Annotated in this window: 15 protein-coding genes; 12 read left to right on the forward strand and 3 right to left on the reverse strand. The window is 52.9% G+C overall.

The window, feature by feature from the left end:
• Nucleotides 1-161: 161 nt before the first annotated feature.
• The 3 genes from AC0YNX_RS30585 to AC0YNX_RS30595 are packed head-to-tail and all read left to right on the forward strand — an operon-like array spanning nucleotide 162 to nucleotide 3,960.
• Complete coding sequence (locus AC0YNX_RS30585) at nucleotides 162-1,703, forward strand: spore germination protein (protein WP_475819456.1); 1,542 nt, start codon at nucleotides 162-164, stop codon at nucleotides 1,701-1,703.
• Nucleotides 1,700-2,794 (forward strand): GerAB/ArcD/ProY family transporter, encoded by a 1,095-nt coding sequence (locus AC0YNX_RS30590; protein WP_475819457.1) that lies wholly within the window; start codon nucleotides 1,700-1,702, stop codon nucleotides 2,792-2,794. Before AC0YNX_RS30585 ends, AC0YNX_RS30590 begins: the two co-directional genes overlap by 4 nt.
• Nucleotides 2,791-3,960 carry a Ger(x)C family spore germination protein gene (locus AC0YNX_RS30595; protein WP_475819458.1) on the forward strand — a complete coding sequence of 390 codons (1,170 nt, stop codon included), beginning with the start codon at nucleotides 2,791-2,793 and terminating at the stop codon, nucleotides 3,958-3,960. Before AC0YNX_RS30590 ends, AC0YNX_RS30595 begins: the two co-directional genes overlap by 4 nt.
• Before the next feature lie 836 nt (nucleotides 3,961-4,796).
• Here the strand turns inward: AC0YNX_RS30595 and AC0YNX_RS30600 are convergent.
• Complete coding sequence (locus tag AC0YNX_RS30600; protein WP_475819459.1) at nucleotides 4,797-6,725, reverse strand: glycoside hydrolase family 36 protein; 1,929 nt, start codon at nucleotides 6,723-6,725, stop codon at nucleotides 4,797-4,799.
• A 282-nt stretch (nucleotides 6,726-7,007) separates the two neighbouring features.
• On the opposite strand from AC0YNX_RS30600, the gene AC0YNX_RS30605 reads away from it, so the two are divergent.
• The 6 genes from AC0YNX_RS30605 to AC0YNX_RS30630 all read left to right on the forward strand — a co-directional run bounded on the left by AC0YNX_RS30605 (nucleotide 7,008) and on the right by AC0YNX_RS30630 (nucleotide 13,107).
• Complete coding sequence (locus AC0YNX_RS30605; protein ID WP_475819460.1) at nucleotides 7,008-7,748, forward strand: creatininase family protein; 741 nt, start codon at nucleotides 7,008-7,010, stop codon at nucleotides 7,746-7,748.
• Complete coding sequence (locus AC0YNX_RS30610; protein ID WP_475819461.1) at nucleotides 7,745-9,658, forward strand: DUF8034 domain-containing protein; 1,914 nt, start codon at nucleotides 7,745-7,747, stop codon at nucleotides 9,656-9,658. Before AC0YNX_RS30605 ends, AC0YNX_RS30610 begins: the two co-directional genes overlap by 4 nt.
• Nucleotides 9,659-9,681: 23 nt before the next feature.
• Entirely contained in the window at nucleotides 9,682-10,626 is a 945-nt protein-coding gene (locus AC0YNX_RS30615) for an aldo/keto reductase (RefSeq protein WP_475819462.1), read from the forward strand.
• Between the two features lie 12 nt (nucleotides 10,627-10,638).
• A complete protein-coding gene (locus AC0YNX_RS30620; RefSeq protein WP_475819463.1) occupies nucleotides 10,639-11,679 on the forward strand; it encodes a Gfo/Idh/MocA family protein in 1,041 nt (346 codons plus the stop codon).
• Nucleotides 11,680-11,851: 172 nt separating this feature from the next.
• Nucleotides 11,852-12,598, forward strand: coding sequence for a phytanoyl-CoA dioxygenase family protein (locus AC0YNX_RS30625; RefSeq protein WP_475819464.1), 747 nt, complete (start codon nucleotides 11,852-11,854; stop codon nucleotides 12,596-12,598).
• Nucleotides 12,598-13,107: a DinB family protein gene (locus AC0YNX_RS30630; RefSeq protein WP_475819465.1), complete on the forward strand. Its 510-nt coding sequence runs from the start codon at nucleotides 12,598-12,600 to the stop codon at nucleotides 13,105-13,107. Before AC0YNX_RS30625 ends, AC0YNX_RS30630 begins: the two co-directional genes overlap by 1 nt.
• 5 nt (nucleotides 13,108-13,112) lie before the next feature.
• Here AC0YNX_RS30630 and AC0YNX_RS30635 read toward each other — a convergent pair whose 3' ends face one another.
• On the reverse strand, nucleotides 13,113-13,400 hold the full coding sequence (locus AC0YNX_RS30635) for a hypothetical protein (RefSeq protein WP_475819466.1): 288 nt from the start codon (nucleotides 13,398-13,400) through the stop codon (nucleotides 13,113-13,115).
• Nucleotides 13,401-13,536: 136 nt separating this feature from the next.
• On the opposite strand from AC0YNX_RS30635, the gene AC0YNX_RS30640 reads away from it, so the two are divergent.
• From AC0YNX_RS30640 to gntK, 3 genes are all read left to right on the forward strand, one after another.
• The gene (locus AC0YNX_RS30640) at nucleotides 13,537-14,970 is read left to right on the forward strand and encodes a serine hydrolase domain-containing protein (RefSeq protein ID WP_475819467.1); all 1,434 of its coding nucleotides are present in this window, start codon (nucleotides 13,537-13,539) and stop codon (nucleotides 14,968-14,970) included.
• 135 nt (nucleotides 14,971-15,105) lie between these two features.
• On the forward strand, nucleotides 15,106-15,813 hold the full coding sequence (locus tag AC0YNX_RS30645; protein WP_475819468.1) for a DNA alkylation repair protein: 708 nt from the start codon (nucleotides 15,106-15,108) through the stop codon (nucleotides 15,811-15,813).
• Between the two features lie 23 nt (nucleotides 15,814-15,836).
• Nucleotides 15,837-17,372, forward strand: a complete 1,536-nt coding sequence (gntK, locus tag AC0YNX_RS30650) for a gluconokinase (RefSeq protein WP_475819469.1) — start codon at nucleotides 15,837-15,839, stop codon at nucleotides 17,370-17,372.
• On the opposite strand, the gene AC0YNX_RS30655 is transcribed toward gntK, so the two are convergent.
• Nucleotides 17,369-17,914, reverse strand: a complete 546-nt coding sequence (locus tag AC0YNX_RS30655; protein WP_475819470.1) for a hypothetical protein — start codon at nucleotides 17,912-17,914, stop codon at nucleotides 17,369-17,371. The genes gntK and AC0YNX_RS30655 overlap by 4 nt on opposite strands.
• Nucleotides 17,915-18,298 lie beyond the last annotated feature (384 nt).

Below are 18,298 nucleotides of genomic sequence, written 5' to 3' on the forward strand. Positions count from 1 at the left end.
ACAGGCGATCGGTTCCCCGCGGGCAAGCGGGGACGATCGCTTTTTTATTTTTGCCAAATGCCTTAACCAATCTTGTATAGCTCTTTATGAAAATGCATAAATTATCCATTCTAATGCACAATAATTGCAGTGCAGAGTTTATTGGAAGAGGTGATAAGGTAGTGGGATTCTTTCGCAGCATTCTGAGAGGGAAGCGCCGGCGGCATATGCCGTCATCACCTCCGCCTGTCCATAAGCAAGAAGCTCAGCCGCTCGGAACGGATATGGAAAGTCATATTCAGAAACTGCAGGAAAGCCTCAGCCAGTCGCCTGACTTAGTTACGCGCCGTATCCCGATCAAGGCGACCGGAGAACGGGCTGCTCTTATCTATTTGGATAGTTTAACGGACAAGGTAGCCATCAATCATGATGTGCTGCGTCCTCTCATGCACGAAACGGCGGCTGATCCTCAAATCGAGAATATCGTCACTGTAGGCCGCATCAAGACAGCAACGGATCTCTATCAAATTGAGAGGGACGTTCTGCAGGGAGCAAGTGTCTTATTCGTTGAGAATAAGGGCACAGCTTATCTATTAGACACGCATGGTTGGCCGCAGAGGGCCATTGAAGATCCGCAGTTAGAGGCTTCGCTCAAAGGCGCTCATCAAGGATTCGTTGAGACATGCAGCCAGAATATCGCGCTTATCAGGCGATATATCCAGAACCGCGAAATGAAAATCATCGAAATTCAAGTTGGAGAACGAGGTCTGACCAGGGTCAGCATCTTATATCTAGCAGACGTGGCGAATCCGGAAGTACTGCAGGAGTTGGTCGAGAGGATTAAGAATGTGGATATCGATGCCATTCTGTCTACCGGAGAGCTGGAAGAATACATCGAAGATAATCCGTACTCACCATTTCCACAGTTCACGACAACCGAACGTCCCGATTCCGTCGCTTCGCAAATTCTGCAAGGCAGGCTGGCCGTGGTCGTCGATAAATCGCCAGAGGTGTTGATCGGTCCGGCGAATTTTGCAATGTTCTTCCAAAGCGTTGATGATTACAGCATCAGGTGGCAGGTTTCATCGTTCATCCGGCTCCTCCGGTTCGTAGCGTTCTTCCTAACCATCTTCCTGCCTGCGTTCTATATCGCTGTCATATCATACAATTTCGAAGTCATCCCTCTTAAGCTGCTGCTATCGGTAGGCCAATCGAGGCAAGGCGTTCCGTTTCCGCCGATCATAGAGGCTTTAATTATGGAGCTCACGCTCGAAATGCTGAAGGAGGCAGGGATTAGGCTTCCGGCGCCAATCGGGCAGACGGTGGGCATCGTTGGGGCAATCGTAATCGGACAAGCGACCGTACAGGCTGGGGTTGTTAGCAATATCATGGTTATCGTCGTATCGCTGACAGCCTTGGCTTCGTTTATTATTCCGAATAATGATATGTCTGCGGCGATCCGCTTAATTCGCTTCCCGATGATGCTTGCCGCATTCGTATATGGACTGCTCGGCGTAGGCATCGGCATGCTCTTGGTGCTTGGACATTTAATCGCACTGGAATCGCTTGGCACTCCTTATTTTGCTCCTTTCAGTCCGCTCCGGTTCGCGGATATGAAGGATGCGCTCATTCGATTGCCGATGTGGAAAATGGTGAAGCGGCCACTCAGCACGAGAGCGATTCAGAAGCGCAAGCATGGCACAAATCGAGGTGGAAACGGTTGAAGAAGTACGCATTGAATGATGTCACGCTATTTCAATACATCTTTCTGATCCACGGCTCGCAACTGGGCTTCGGCATGTTGTCGCTTCCAACGGAACTTGCCAAGCGTGCCGGAACGGACGGATGGATGTCGCTGCTGTTTGGATGGGCGCTTGCCGTCCTTGCCAGCTTGGTAATCACTCATGTGATGAAGAAGCATCCCGATCAGACCGTGTATGATCTGATTCCCCGCTACTTCGGCAAAGCGCTCGGCGCCATCATGAATGCTGTACTCATTGCGTATTTTCTGTTTGGATTTCTAATTGCTTTCATGGCATTGCTCGGTTTTTTCAAAGTCGAGCTGCTCTCGAATACGCCGAACTTCTTGATGGTGCTGCTGTTTATCCTGCCAACGTACAACCTAGCCCGCAATCAAGTGCGCATTCTCGGCAGATACGCGGAAATTAGCACCTGGGGATTCCTATGGCTGCTGCTTGTCTACTTGTATCCGCTGAAAAACGCACACTGGTTACATTTGCTGCCGATGTTCAAAGAAGGCTGGGGACCCGTGATGAATGGCATCAACACGACGGGGCTTTCTTTCCTTGGCTTTGAGACCAGCTTCGTTCTCTATCCATTCTTGAAGCATAAAGAAAAAGCGGCTTTAGGTATTATCATCGGGAACAGCATTACGCTAATTCTTTACTTAACCGTCACCATCATTACATTTTTGTTCTTTTCGCCGGACGATATCATCTCCTATCAATTTCCAACGCTGAAAGTACTGAAAGTCATGGAGTTCCGCTTCCTGGAACGTGTCGAGATTGTTGTTCTCGTCGCTTATGTCTTCTTGGCGATTAGAGTATGGACCCATTATTTGTTCGTTGGGGCATTCGGCATCAGCAGGATGGCCGGGAAGGAAGACCATGAACCATACGTGAGGCTTGTCTCCATCGGAATGTTAGTGCTCTTTATTTTCTACAAACCATCGTTTCAGGTGATGATGGTGATGATGGATTGGTTTGGCAAATCGGGCTGGGTAATCGCATTTGCTTTTCCGTTCTTGCTGCTCGGTTATACAAGCATTGTCGGCAATAAGGGGGCACTCAGATGAATCGACTCGGCCCAATTACGCTTGCCCTGTTAGGTATGCTGCTGCTGCCAGGCTGCTATGATCAGATGAATTTGGAGGATGCGTCCATTTCCCTCATGACGGGGCTTGACGTGGGTAATAACGGCGAGCTCCTGGTTTATTCGCAAAGCCCTGTCTTCTCCAAAGAAGCAAAGGAAAAGTCGGAGACGGTAGCAGTAACCGCCGATACGATACGGCTTTCACGCGCCAAATTTGATGCGGTTCTAACCGGTATTACGACAGGCGGGAAGCTGCAGACAATCTTAATTGGCAAGAGGCTGCTTCAGCAAAGAGGCTGGTTTAAGTTGTTTGATATTTTCTATCGCGTTCCGAGGCTGACTGAAACGCCGCGGGCAATCATCGTTGATGGACCAGTAAAGGATATTTTTGAATTTAAGCCTGCGGATAAGCCGCGTCTGTCCTTGCATATGAGCAAGCTGATCGATACGGCGAACCAGACGAATATTACGGTTCTGACAAATTTACAGGAGCTGCGTCGGCAGATGAAAGAGAAGGGGATAACCCCTTCCATATCGCTCATCAAGAAAGAGAAAGAGGATATCTTTATAACGGGAACGGCGCTCCTCAATAAGGACGATGCGATGGCTGACCAGCTTTCGCTTCAAGAAAGTACGCTTCTGTTGATTTTGCAAGATCAAATCCATGGCATACCCTCATTAATTATTGATTTGGGTCCTCCCAAGGGTGAGGAGGATAGTGACAGCGACAGTGACAGTTATATGGATAGCGACAAAGAAACTACGGTTAACAACGCCATTGCGTTTGATATAGCTACATATAAGGAAAAAGTGCGTACCGCGGTATCGCATGGGAGATTCCGGTTTGACCTGGATTTTAAATTCAATGTTGTCATTACGACTTTGCAGACGGTGGGCTTTGATTATACTAGGCAGGACAAGCCCAACATCGAGAAAATCATCAATGACCAGCTCACGGACAAAATCGATGCTTTAATCCGTAAATGCCAGAAAAGCTCGGTCGATCCGTTCGGGTTCGGACTCTATGCAAGAGCCTATCAATATCCGAGCTGGAAAACCGTTCAGAATGAGTGGGAGAAGGCGTTCGCAGATGCAGATGTCCGTGTTCATGTGAAGAGCGAGATTAAGAGCTTCGGCGTTATGGAGTGAGTGGCGCGGGTGAGGGCTAGAGGGCAAGGGCACGGGCACGGGCACGGGCACGGTGTGAGCGATGGCAAAGGCAAAGGAGCTAGGCATCAGGCCACCTAGCTCCTTATTAATCAGCTACCTCCAACTTCTCGCCCGGCTGCTACAGCTGGCAAACACATCTTGCGACGATTCGGCCGCCGAGAGCGGGAAAAGCCGCTCTCAGACCCGCCTACAACGCAATTTCATTGCTGAGAGAGTGGAAACCCTCTTTTACACGCTAAAACAAGCCCTTTCGTGCCGATTCGGTCGTCGAGAGCGGAAAAAGCCGCTCTCAGACCCGCCTACAACGCAATTTCACTGCTGAGAGAGTGGAAACCCTCTCTCACACGCTAAAACAAGCCTTTTCGTGCCGATTCGGCCGCCGAGAGCGGGAAAAGCCGCTCTCAGACCCGCCTACAACGCAATTTCACTGCTGAGAGAGTGGAAACCCTCTCTCACACGCTTAAACGGCACTTTCTCTCGCCTTCCGTCCGGCGAGAGTGGAAAACACTACAAACTAACCGCTACTTTGCAGCTGAAAGAACACATATGTGCTCTCAGCGACCAAAATGCGCCGAAAGTAAGCTGAAGAGAACCTATATGTGCTCTCAGCGTCGAAACCAGACAAACTAACCGATATTCTGTAGCTGAGAGAACACATATGTGCTCTCAGCTCCAAAAATGCGCCGAAAGTAAGCTGAGAGAACACATACGTGCTCTCAGCTCTAAAACCCATCAGCCGATTGAAGCTCTGAGAGTGCAGATTCGGCACTCTCAGATCAGGAATCAGCCACGCCGCTCCGGCCGCCGAGAGCAGATTATTGCTTTCGATAAAAGTATAGTTTGCTCTGCCTGTAATCCCCGATTTCGACTTGCAACATCTGCAGCGCTGCGCCTCGGATGACTTGGGTTTCTTTCGTATCCGCGTCTTCCAGCTCGTAATTCGCCTCCGCATCAATGCCGTTCAGCTGGAAGACTGCAGTTACGAAAGGGCTCTCCTGCCTGCGGAAAGCGGCGACAATGCCTTGCCTCAAGTCGGGACGGTCCAGCTGATACGCCAGCCATACCTGCGGAGAGATCGAGCAATCCGTGAGCGGATAGAAGTCGCCCGCGAAGAATGCTCTAGCCCGGCTATATTCTTGCAGTCGATCACGAAGCTCATCGACAGGGAAATCAGGAAAGACCGTTCCATCGGACTGGAAGTATGGAGATAGGCCAGCGGCAGCAGAGAGAATGCTGCGCCCGTCATAGGGCGCCGAAGAACGCGCGGCCGTTCCACTGAGCGGGATCCAATACGATAAGCCAAAGCCATGCGTTTGCGCGGCGATTGGGTCGGAAGGGACGCACTGCACGTCGCTTCGCCAGAGCGGGAGGCTTCGGGAAGTCGTCTCGATATCGATCCGGCGTCCGCCGCTTGCGCAGTTGTCGATGATAAGGCCAGGATGTCGGAGCAGCAGCTCATCCCAGAACGTGTACAGCCCTTTCACGTAATGAGCTTCGGCAGCGCCGATGCGATCCGGCGTGTCGAGACTCTCCCAGTAGGGAAGCGGGTTGAAGTTGAAGTCTTGGCGGAATAGATCGATGCCGTGCTCCGCGATGAGACCCGAAATCATCCCAATCAGCCATTCCAACGCTTCCGGCTGACCGAGGTTGAGCAGCAGACTCTCGCCCTCTACCTTGTTGCCCACGTACCAATCCGGATGCTCAAGCGTGATCGGTTTACCGTATATGGCACGCTCCGGCTCCATCCACAGCAGGAACTTCATGCCGGCATCGCGAGCGGCATCGCTGACGACTTTAATGCCATCCGGATAATACTTGCGGTGATAGTTCCAATCGCCGGCTTGGCGATACCATTCTCCGGTAAACTCGTCGGAGGTATCGCTGTCCGCTGCGCCATACCAGCCGGCATCGACCCAATAGTAGTTATAAGGCAGTTCCAGCTCCTTCACGGCGCGAATCCGGTTCAGATGGACAGCCGTTTCCGTTCCGCCCCATGAGCCGACGGTGATCGGTCCGGTAATTGGGCTGCCATCCACTCTCGGCGTTTTGTGCGACATAATAAAGCGGCGGAGCTTGTTCTGCCCTTCGATTCTGCTGCCTGACCAAGGTACAAGGACGATGCTCGGCAAGCGAATTTCTTCCCCTGGCTCCAAGGAGAGGCGAAGCTTGGCTTGACCAGCGCGAATAACAAAACGGTTCTGCGAGGGACAAGTCAGCTCCGCCGACCATTGTCCTGACCAGCCAATCGCGATAATAAGTCCTTGATCTTCCTGCTGTAAGTTGAAGAAAGGCAGGACGCCGTTCGATGAGCGGCCTCCTACAGGCGTGAAGCGGTGAAGCTCGCGGTCTTTCATCTGGACGCGCTGCGGCATGAAGTCGTCATATTGATTGCTGGAGCCTTTGGCATAATGCAGGATTGAGTCACTGGAATACGGCAGCTCATATTCGAGGTCAATTGCCCTCACTTGCTCCAATATCGGCAAGCTCTTGTCCGACAGGTTGCGGAAGGAAACAACCCATTCGCTAATTCCGCCTGAGTAGCTTTTGCTCACTACTTTGCACTGCAGTTTCGTCAACTCATCCTCGTACAATCGCTCATGAACGGTTATGCCATTGTTGCTCGTCGTCTTCTCCTTCATCTCAAACCGATCCATACTCGCCAGCTCCCCGCCGTAAACGAACGAGAAGGGCACCTTGCTGCCGCTGAAATAGTCGGCAAGTGGACTGCCTAGCTGTAGCTTCACGCCTGAAACCTCCCTAGATTGGCAATATTCACCACTAGTGTAAACGCAATCATTTTCGCGTACAAGCAGATTTTTGCGAGTGGTCTTCCAAAGAGTATCGCCACCTCAGTTGCCGCAAGTGGCTTAAACGCATGCGAAACGAATTGTTGCTGCCGAATGTGCGCTAAAGACACTTATGTATCAAAGAGTGACTATCGCCGCCTTAAGAGCTAGCGCTATAGTGTAAGCGCGAGGAAGCTAGTTTACGAAGTGAAAGGGGAGCAGGCGATGTATTTGACGCGTATGCGGCCAGAGCAGGTACGGCAAGCCGTGCAGGATAACCTGCCGCTCATTATGGGCTCGGGCGTTGTGGAATATCACGGACCGCATCTGCCGATTGGGACGGATGCGATGATCGCGAGCCATATTTGTACAGAGCTGGAGAAGCGAATCCCATGCGTCGTGGCACCGCCGATTGCGTTCGGTCCGACGATGTCGTGGGCTGCAGGACCGGAGGATGGGGAGATCGATTTTGATCCAGAACCGTTCTACGCCTATGCCAAAGAGCTTCTGAAAAGGCTGCGCATGATCGGTTTTAAGCAAATTTATATCGTCCAGCATCACCAAGGGATGGACGGTTTGCAGGCGCTGAGCTTAAGACGCGCAGCTGCGGAGCTTACGCGCGAAGAGGCGCTTGGCTGGGGCCACTCTTGGGGCTGGAAGGATCCGAGCACGCTTCCGAACCCGAATATTTTCTCGACCATTCAAGTGGGAGGCATTGATACGTATTTGCACTATCCGGCAGACAACCCTGGACCGATGCCGATTGGCCATGCCGGAAAAGGCGAAACGCAGCTCATTCAACACATCGATCCTGATACGATACGCATGGAGGCGCTTGAGACGATCGAGCAATCGCGGCTGCCGGAATGGCTGTTGGATGCGAAGGAAGCGAATGCGGATGAAGCGGAATTCTGGCTCGAACTTTGCATAGAGGGATGGATTCGCCATATCACCGGAGCAGGAGCAGGAGGAGAAGGATGAACAGACGCGCACAAACAATCGTAGCGGATTTGCCATTCGGGCAGCCGCCGAATTGGGCGCTCTTGGAGCGCCAGCTGATTGATCTCATGAATGAGGCAATCGACCCGTTGCTGGAGAAGTACGTTTATGCGGACGGCACAATCATGTGGCCGACGAAGGAGGATCACGTCGGAGTTGATGCGCTCGATGATGCGTACGAAAGCTTCCACAACTGGCCGCTCTTCTATTTGCTCGGCGGGGCAGACCGTTTCCTCTCACTGTCGCAAAAGGAATTCGACGCGATTACCGAGCAATTCACGAGATATGATAGCGGGCACGGTCATCCAATGGTCGTGAAGGAATATGAGCAAGGCTACGACTGGTTCCATCAGGGAGAGGGCTATCTGTTCTTCTATCTGCTCTGTCTCGCAGATCCTGCGAATGCTCAGAATATCGAGAGGGCAAAGCGGTTCGCCGGCTTCTATATGAACGAGGATCCGGATGCGCCAAACTATGACGAGAAACACAATATTCTGAGGAGCGCGCATACCGGCAGCAAGGGGCCAGGCCACCGGAACTTCTCCGGCGAACCTTGGCTTTACGAGGATTGGAAGAAATGGTACGGCCTCCCGTTCCTCGATGTGCCAGGCGTGGAGACCGTCGATGATTTGAAAGATCATGACAAGGCGGCACTCATGGGCACTGCCATGAAGGAGCGTCAGGCTTACGGAGATGTTGCCGTCAATTTGGCCGTGACGACGATGCTTGCCAACGCTTATCTGCTAACTGGTGAAGAGAAGTACAAAGCTTGGATCCGTACTTACGTGGACGGCTGGGTAGAGCGGACCGCGCAGAACGGCGGCATTCTGCCTGATAATGTTGGCTTGTCTGGCCAGGTAGGCGAGCATAACGGGGGAAAATGGTACGGCGGTTATTACGGCTGGACATGGCCGCATGGGTGGGAGACTGTCGGCGATGCAGCGGTTATCGCGGCTCAGAATGCGATGCTGCTGTTTCAGGATACCGCTTATCTCGATCTGCCGCGATCGCAAATCGACCTGCTGATTAAGCTTGGCGTCCGGCACGGCGGAACGCTGTATGTCCCGCACAAGAAGGGCGATCCCTTCGAGCGTGCGGCTTACAACTGTGAGCCCGCATTGAAGAATGAGCGGGACGAGATGTACGCCAATGACGGCTGGTTCGAGTATTTACCGATGGACTCCCGCTATATCGCTCATCTGTGGAACATGTCGCGCGAAGAGGCAGATCTCGCGCGGCTCGCGACGATTCGTAATAGCACATCGAGGGAATGGGAGCGGGTGAACAGGCTCCGCAAGAAGGATCAAGGCGGGCATGAGCAGGCGTGGATCAGCTACTTGCAGGGCGACTACCCCGAGTACCCGGAAGACATTCTGATGCACAATATCGAGCAAGTTTATGGACGGCTGCAGTTCATGAGAGACGACACGCAGGACCCTTCTACGTACGGCGACTGGTATTTGCAGGTGCGTAATCCGGTGACGGCGGAAGGGCTGACGCAGCTGACGCTTGGCGCGCCACTGCCGGATTATAACGGCGGTCTCCTGATGGCGAGCGTCAGATATGCGGATCTGGAGCGAGGGCGTCCAGGATTGCCGACAGATGTTGGCGCGCTCGTTGAGCATATGGATGCCGAAGGGTTGACCGTGAAGCTGGTCAATCTAAGCGTGTCGCAGGCGAGGGAGCTGGCGATTTATGCGGGGACTTTCGGGGAGCATCAATTTACGACGGTCGCATACCGGACGAGAAGCACGGCTGACGATAGTATGGAGGAAGCCGTTATTGAAGATAACGTGCTTGAGGTGACGCTTCTGCCTGGCTGCGAAATTACGCTTCATCTCGGCGTGAAGCGGTTTGCTCATGATTCATCCTATACAGTGGGAAATCGGTAGAGGAGTTGAATAAAAGTATGGATATGGCGGCAGAAAAAGGCGAGATCAAACAGATTATAAGCCGGTACTGGCTGCAAACCGCAGCTGGAAACCGGATTCCATATGGAGTCGGCTGCGCTTGGCTCGGCAGAGGCTCGATGGATGTAGAGACTATGGACCGTGAAGCAGCAGTGCTGAAGCTTGCGTATGACAGCGGTTTTCGGTACTTCGATACCTCGGTCGCTTATGGCGAGAGCGAGTGCATCGTGGGTCATTTTCTCGCTCAGGTGCCGCGGGAGTCGCTGTTTCTTGCCTCGAAGGTGCACGTGCGCGAAGATTTGACGGTGCAGGAAGCGGTGGCGCTAGCAAAGCTTAGCCTTGAGCAGAGTCTGCTGCGGCTACGGACGGACTATATCGATCTCTTTCAAGTGCATGATCCGAACGTACTCACGAATGTACTTGCCGAGGACGGCGTGCTTCCTATGCTGCTTGAGGCGAAGGAGCGCGGCGTGATCCGAAACATTGGACTTGCGACAAGGCAGCATGATTTGCTCGCAGTTGCCGCTAATGACGGCCGGTTCGATACGATCTTGACCTATTCGGACTACACGCCGGTTGATCCTAGTGCGGCTTCGTTGATTGCCGAGGCAAGCCGGCTTGGACGCGGCGTCATCAATGCAAGTCCGCTCTTGACGGGCTTGTTCTGCGGGCTACCGCCGATGGAGGTAGAGATTCCCCCTGGCGTACCCGAGCTTATATTGCGGCAGAAGCTGGCGAGCGAGCTGTATGAGCTATGCGCCGCGAGTGGAGTCTCCATTACTGACGTCGCGCTGCAATTCCCGCTGCGACAGCAGCAGATTGATATTACGCTGTCGGGACCGAGCAAATTGGAAGATGTGGCGAATACGATTGCATCGCTGGAGCGGACGATACCGGAGTCGTTCTGGCAGAAGGTCGAGCAGTGGTATAATCAGCTGCCGCGAGAGTAGGAGGTTGTGGGAATGTCCATGGAGAGGGATGCGCATACGGAGCAACCGCCGAAACGAATACTCGTGCTCGGCGCGGAGAAGCTTGGGGAATGGAGCAAGCGGCCTTACTTGGAAGTAGCCGGTGTCGTTGACCTTTACGGAGAGCGTGATCGGCTTCCTGCTGAAGATCGTATCTGGCTGGACCGCTATCCGGTCTATCCGGATGTGGACACGGCACTGGCACAGTCTGTGGCTGAGCTCGCCGTCATCATCGTGCCGAATGATTGCAAGAATACGATCGATGCGGAACGAAAGGTTCTGGAGCATGGGCTCGACTTGGTCGTGCAGAAGCTCAGGCTGGATAGCGCCGAGGATGTGTGGGAGCTTGTTCAGCTTAGCCGCCGCAGCGGTAGTGACACCAAATTCATCGTCGGTGAATTTTACCGCTACCTGGCGAGCATTCGCACGATAAAGTCGCTGCTGCAGGACCATTCCGCCATCGGCAAAGTGGAATATGTCGTCTGGAACTGCACGCTGCCGCTTGCTGCGAATGTGCATAACAGATGGATGTCGAGCTATAAGCATGTGACACTGGAGGATTTGTCGTATCATCATTTTGGCACGCTGCATTACTTGCTCGGCTTCCATCCGGTGACTTTATACGCGCAGTCCTATAAGCCATCCTGGGCGAAAGTGGGCACGCTCCCGATTGCTACGATGCAAGCGAAGACGTCGGAAGGGTACCGGCTCCATTATTTGACCACTTGGGGCTCTCGGGCAGAGCCGACCGACTATCTGGGAGATATTCGCATTGAAGGGGAGAAAGGCACGATTGAGTTGAAGAACGGTCGTGTCTCCATTACCGGGAGCAACGGAATCGTGCGAGAAGCGGAGCTGCTGCCTGCACGGTACGAAGGGTTCTTCGGGATTTTCGACCACCTACATGATATATGGCAAGGGAATGATACTCGCGTAGATGGAAGTCCGTACACGATTGAGCAGTTCGAGCCTGTGCTGCGGACGATGTACAGCGCTGTACGGTCGGCGGAGACGGGAGAAGCGGTGCTGCTGTAAGGAAGCGCTGGGTTCGGAGTTGAATGATTTTGGCAGAGGCAGCCTTCTCCACACGTTACGTGCGGAAGGGCTGTTTTTGATGCCACCTGAGTTTAACTGGCAGGATCGACTATTATGTTCGCGAATAGTTTAAGTGTTGCTATTATAAGCCTCATCGACAGGAGGAACGAACATGATTGTGACGCATAAAGAAGTGGAGCAATATAATCGGGATGGATTTGTGCTTATTAAGAACCTTTTCACTCAAGAGGAAGTTGACTTGTTAATCCGCGAGATTGAAGGCGGTGATCGTGTCGCCGGCACCACATACAGTACCGATGACAGCGCCGGACTCAAAGCCAAGCTTGCGATCTGGTTCGAGCTTGGATCTGACGTATGGTCGAGTGTCTCGATTAGCCCTCGTATCATCAACAATGTGCGTATTTTGATGGGGGAGGATGCTGCTTTCTTCCACGGTAAAGTCATGCTCAAAGAGGCTCGATCCGGCGGAGCTTGGGAGTGGCATCAGGATTACGGCTACTGGTACGATCAGGGCTTTATCTATCCCAATATGATGAGCGTCTTTATCGCGCTTGACCATGCAACTCAGGAGAATGGATGTCTGCAGGTGCTGCGAGGCTCCCATAAGCTCGGACGGCTGGAGCATGGCAAAGTAGGTTCTCAGACAGGAGCAGATCCGCGCCGTATTGATCAGGTGCAAAATATGTTCGAACTTGTCCATTGCGAGATGGAACCGGGTACGGCGCTGTTCTTCCACAGCAATCTTCTGCACGCCTCCGCACCGAACATGTCGGATCGTCATCGCCGCACGTTTATTACCTGCTATAACGCGACAAGCAATCCCGTGCTGCAAGGTGAAACGCTTAAGTATTTCAGCTCTTGTCCGGTCGGATCCGACGATTGGATGGCGAAGCTGTGATGAGAAAAAGTTTGGCGGTATCATCCTTACCGGGGTTTGAACCGGAGATTGGTCGATGGATCTGGTGCTTGGAGGATGTTCGGAGAACGATTATAGAGAAACTATCAGGAGTAAGTCAGCAGCAGCTTGACTCTAATCGAAACGGACAATCAATCGGATCCCTGTTATATCACATCGCTTTGATCGAAGCAGACTGGCTCTATGAAGATGTTCTTGGCGGTAATTGGAATCCAGCGATCCTTGCCTTATTTTCGCAAGAAGTCCGCAAAGAAGACGGTACGTTGACTCTTATTGGAGGAGAAAGTCTAGACGAACATTTACATCGCCTCAAGTCTGTGCGAGAGGAACTGCTTGTTCATTTTCGCTCCATGGGCTTGTTGGATTGGCGTACATCTAGAACTCTCCCTCATTACGATGTAACACCGGAGTGGGTCATCTACCATCTCATTGAGCACGAGTCGCATCATCGGGGACAGATCTTTCACATTCTTGCAACGTGTCGGACTTGATCTCATTAACCCGACAAGATCTTAAGCGTCTCCCGAACCTGCGCCACGATGACGCCAATACCGCATAGCAGCAGGATGAGCGCGATGATCAAGCTTGGTCGGAAGCTGCCTAGAAACACATCCCACAGAATCAAGCCCCAATCGAGCCACCACCACCGCAGCTGCCCATTGTTCTTCTCTTCTTTGTATTGCCGTACATGTGCAGCAATGTCTTGCCAATACAACCGAATGATAATAATACCGGCTACAAGCATCCCAATGCCTATAATCCAAGTAGTAATATATTCTCTCATGAAAAAAGCTCCACCTTCCTCTCGTCTTAACCAATTAGTATGCCCGCTAGAATAGTGCTATCAGTCAACTTGTCTGTAACGATATTTTGAAGCAAAAACATTGGAGGCGATTCTCATCACACGTACAGAACTGCGTTTGCCGCGAACAACCCCGGAGGCAGCTGGCATCCCATCCGAAGTGATCTCTAATCTTCTTGATGCATGGCGCGAATCGAATCTTGAGCTTCACAGTATGATGATCGTGCGCGACGGCCAAGTGGCGGCAGAAGGCTGGTGGGCGCCATACTCGCCTGAGTTGTCGCATATGATGTTCTCTCTTAGCAAAAGCTTCACGTCTACCGCGATTGGCCTCGCCGCCGCCGAAGGGCTGTTGTCCCTGGACGATACGGTTATCTCGTTCTTCCCCGAGGAGACGCCGCAGGAGCCTTCTGCTAACTTAAGCGCGATGCGCATCCGTCATCTTCTCATGATGGGCACGGGGCATGAAGTCGATACGATGCAATATCTTGCCTTCGCGGAAGACGGGGATTGGGTTCGCGCTTTTGTGCAGGCACCGGTGGAACGTGAGCCTGGTACGCATTTTGTCTATAACAGCGGGGCTACCTACATGCTCTCGGCCATTCTTCAGAAGGTAAGCGGGAAGAAGCTTCTCGACTACTTGCAGCCTCGGCTGCTTGATCCGCTCGGCATTACCGAGGCGACTTGGGAAGCATGTCCGCGAGGCATCCATACCGGCGGTTGGGGCATGACGCTCACGACGGAGTCGATCGCCAAGTTCGGTCAGCTGTACTTGCAGCGTGGCATCTGGGATGGCAAACGCATTCTATCGGAAGCATGGGTGAATGAAGCAACCTCCAAGCAGATCAACAATGGTGACGATGAAGCGAACGACTGGGCGCAGGGCTATGGCTTCCAATTCTGGCGCTGCCGGCATGGCGCGTATCGGGGAGACGGTGCTTTTGGCCAGTTCTGCATCGTCTTGCCGGAGCAGGATACGGTCATCGCGCTGACGAGCGGAACGAATGATATGCAAGGCGTGCTGAACGGGATATGGACACATTTGCTGCCAGCATTGACGGATGAGAGCATGGCTGCGGCAACAGATACTGAGGCTTTAACCGACAAGCTTGCAGCACTTACGCTTGAACCTCCACAGTGGAACGCAGATAAAACTTCAATGGAGTCGAAGGTGAATGGCAAAAGATTTGTGCTAGAGGAAAATTCGTTACAGTTGATCGCACTTACCGTTCGGTTCGAAGCGGATGCAGCGCTCGTCACGATTGAGAGTAGCGAAGGTGAGTTTGTCCTCCGCTGCGGTCGCGGCGAATGGGCGGAAGGTCGCGGCATTCTACCGCAGGGCGCTCCGTTCCAGCGAGGGCACGATCTGCGCATGATGTCCAGCTTTACTTGGCAGGAACCGGAGAAGCTATCGATTACGACTCGTTATATTGAGACGCCGTTCTATATCACATCCGTCTTTCAATTTATTGTTGATGAGCTCGTCGTGGAGCAGCAAGTGAATGTCTCCTTCATGCCTCCCGAGCTGCCAACGCTTCGCGGCAGAAGCTAATGACAGAAGCCCTTTATCGTCAGGTTGCGGCCGGGCGGTAAAGGGTTTTGCTGCTATGCTGCACGTTTGTACGCTACTGGGAGCCATGCTATAGTGGGAGATATGTTTCATTAAGGGACAAGCGGGTGAGCGAAAATGACGTACGAAGAAGTGATGCAGCATCTAGCTGAGATGGGCTCGGAGCAAACGAAGCAGACGCTTGTGAATCACGGCGCTCGGGAACCTTTTTACGGAGTGAAGGTTGGCGATTTGAAGAAGCTCGTGAAGCCGGTTAAGAAGGATCAAGCGCTCGCGCTTTCGCTATATGATTCTGGTGTCAGTGACGCGATGTATCTGGCCGGACTATCGGTAAATCCGAAGACCATCACGAAGGAGCAGCTGCAGAGCTGGGTGCGCGGTGCGTATTGGTATATGCTTGCCGAATATACGGTTGCGAGCGTGGCGGCGGAGAGTGCTTACGCCCGTGAGCTTGCGATGGAATGGATTCAGTCGACGGAAGAAATGATTGCGGCATGCGGCTGGAGCACGTACGCGAACTACCTCTCGATTACGCCGGATGATCAGCTCGATATGGATGAAATCCGCAGCTTGCTGCACGAGGTGCGTGATCGCATTCATGAAGAGCAGAACCGTGTTCGCTATACGATGAACGGATTCCTGATCTCGGCAGCGGGGTATGTAAGAGAGCTGCATGAGGAGGCAATTGCAATAGCCGTAGCCGTTGGTAAAGTGCATGTCAACGTTGGCAATACGGCCTGCAAGGTGCCGTTCGCCACTGAATATATTACGAAGATGGCGGGAATGGGCCGGATCGGCAATAAACGCAAAACCTGCATTTGCTAGCAAAGAGAGAAGTCTGGGGGAACATGACGATGAGCTATATGATAGGCGTTGATATCGGCACGACGAGCACGAAAGCGGTGCTATTCGAGGAAAAGGGTACAGTCGTCACTTCTGCGCATGTGGAATATCCGCTCTATACGCCGACGCCGGCGTTCGCCGAGCAGAATCCGGATGAGATTTTTGCCGCGGTGGTATCTACCGTGAAGCAAGTGATGCAAGGCGTCGATGCGGGGCAAGTGCTGTTCGTCTCGTTCAGCTCGGCGATGCACAGCGTCATTCCGGTGGATGCGGATGGCAAGCCGCTTATGAACTGTATCACTTGGGCGGACAATCGCAGCGCGGCATGGTCGAAACGGCTGAAGGAAGAGATGGGCGGACATGCGATTTACTTGCGCACAGGTACGCCGATTCATCCGATGTCGCCGATAACGAAGCTGCTCTGGCTGCGCCATGATGAGCCAGATGTCTTTGCGCGTGCTGCAAAGTTCATCTCGATCAAAGAATACATATTCGCCAAGTTGTTTGGCGTCTATATTGTCGATCACTCGATTGCTTCGGGAACAGGGATGTTCAATCTGGAGCAGAGGGATTGGGATGATGAAGCGCTCCGCATCGCTGGCGTAACGGCAGACCGGCTGTCCACGCTCGTGCCGACAACGCATGCGCAGCGGGGGCTTAGAAGCGAATATGCCACAGTGATGGGACTTCACGCCGATACGCCGTTCGTCGTTGGCGCAAGCGATGGCATGCTCTCGAACCTCGGCGTTGGCGCGGTTGACCCGGGCGTCGTTGCCGTTACAATCGGGACGAGCGGTGCGATCCGGACCATCGTTGATAAGCCGGTGACCGACCCGAATGGCCGCTATTTCTGTTATGCGCTGACGGAGAATAAATGGGTCATCGGCGGGGCGGTCAACAATGGCGGCATTATTTTCCGCTGGTTGAGGGATGAGCTTGCAGCTGCTGAAGTCGAGACAGCGAAGCGGCTCGGTATTGATCCATACGATATGATCACTCGTATTATAGAGGGCGTTCGCCCCGGCTCGGACGGGCTTATCTTCCATCCATACCTGACAGGCGAGAGAGCGCCGCTGTGGAATCCGGATGCGCGTGGTTCCTTCTTCGGATTGACCTTGCATCATCGCAAAGAGCACATGATGCGCGCTGTGCTAGAGGGAATTAATTATAATTTGTACTCCGTGCTTGCAGCGCTAGAGGAGTCGATCGGGAAGCCGGTTCGGATTCATGCGACCGGCGGCTTCGCACGTTCGGCGCTATGGCGACAGATGATGTCGGATGTCCTTGATCAGGAAGTGATCATACCGGAGAGCTTCGAGAGCTCCTGCCTCGGCGCGGTCGTGCTCGGTCTTATGGCGATCGGAAGAGCGGAGAGCTTGAGTATCGTCAACCAGATGACAGGCTCGAACTACTCGCATACGCCTAATAAAGAAGCAGCAGCCCAATATAAGGAGCTGCTGCCGATTTACTTGCGCCTCGCGGGCAAGCTGGAAGAGGAATATGCCAGCATTGCCGACTATCAGCGCCGACTATTTCATTAGAAATCGTGATTGATGGCGATAATCCCGATTACTTGCTGCTCGTCGGCGCTGCCGCCAAACCACATATCACCGTTGCCGACCATGACGCCTTGGTAATTGACGAACAGCTGATCGACCGATTGCTTCGCGATCGCTTTCTTCACAGGCTCGGTGATGATCTCGTCGTAATGGTGCACGAAATCAGCGCGTGTCTTATAGAGCGTTGTGCCGGATTTGCCGTTCACCTTTAGCGGATACAGAATATGGCTGGCAACTTCGACTGGATCGTCGGATGCGATAGCCTTCTTGACCGTATTGAATACGTTGATGAAGTCATTCGGATTGCGAATCCCCGCCACTTCAAAAGGATTCGTCCCTGACTTGATCCGATCCGAGACGGTAGTCGGTTCCGCTGATCGGAGCGGCGCAGCCGTATTCGCGTCGTTACTGCCAGCGTGACCGCATCCAGCAGCCAGCACGAGCATTGAAGCAGTTATAAGAACGGCTGCCGTGAGCCGGAACCAAACGTGAAGACGATTACCAACATTGTTGTTCATTTCCATACACCCTTTCCTCCTTATACTTTCACTTATTGGACGAAAGGATACAGCGTAATGTTACGAGTTTACCGTTAGAAAATAGTGGCTAACAGCAGCAACGTAAAGTGCTCAAGAAGTGGCTGGCATCGGTAAGGTGAAGTGTTCAAGAAGTGGCTAGCATCGGCAGCGTGAAGTGTCCAAGAAGTTCCTGGCGTAGCGGGATTTTTGGGCACTTTTGTTTGTTTGTTGTGGCGGAGGTTAGTGCAGCTCGGCAAGTGGCCGGCGGGGAGTAGCGAACCGTAACCCGTAACCCGTAACCCGTAACCCGTAACCCGTAACCCGTAACCCGTAACCCGTAACCCGTAACCCGTAACCCGTAACCCGTAACCCGTAACCCGTAACCCGTAA

This window comes from Paenibacillus sp. J31R98 (genome assembly GCF_056269245.1).